Genomic DNA, 260 nt, shown 5'->3' on the forward strand with positions numbered 1-260 from the left:
GGCGTCGTTCAGGTCGACCGTGTATTCGAACTTGGCTACCTTCTCGGTGCCGACCGGCAGGATCAGATTCTGTTGCAGCATGGCGTCGACCACGTCCTGCGCGGACAGATGGTTCGCCTGCAGCGCCTGCTGGTTGAGATCGACCTGGATCTGCCGGACGAGACCGCCATAGGGCGAGGGGATGGCGACGCCGGGGACGGTCGCGAGCTGCGGTCGGATGAAGTTTTGCGCCTGATCCTGAAGGATGGCCTGCGGCACGG

The 260-nt window shown here is 64.2% G+C and carries 1 protein-coding gene; it reads right to left on the minus strand.

Going from position 1 to position 260, the window contains the following annotated elements; all coding sequences use genetic code 11:
- On the minus strand, positions 1-260 hold a 260-nt coding region (locus B8460_RS20230; protein ID WP_148360741.1), incomplete at both ends, for an efflux RND transporter permease subunit.

The sequence above is a fragment of the Acidisphaera rubrifaciens HS-AP3 genome, from assembly GCF_000964365.1.
GTDB lineage: Bacteria > Pseudomonadota > Alphaproteobacteria > Acetobacterales > Acetobacteraceae > Acidisphaera > Acidisphaera rubrifaciens.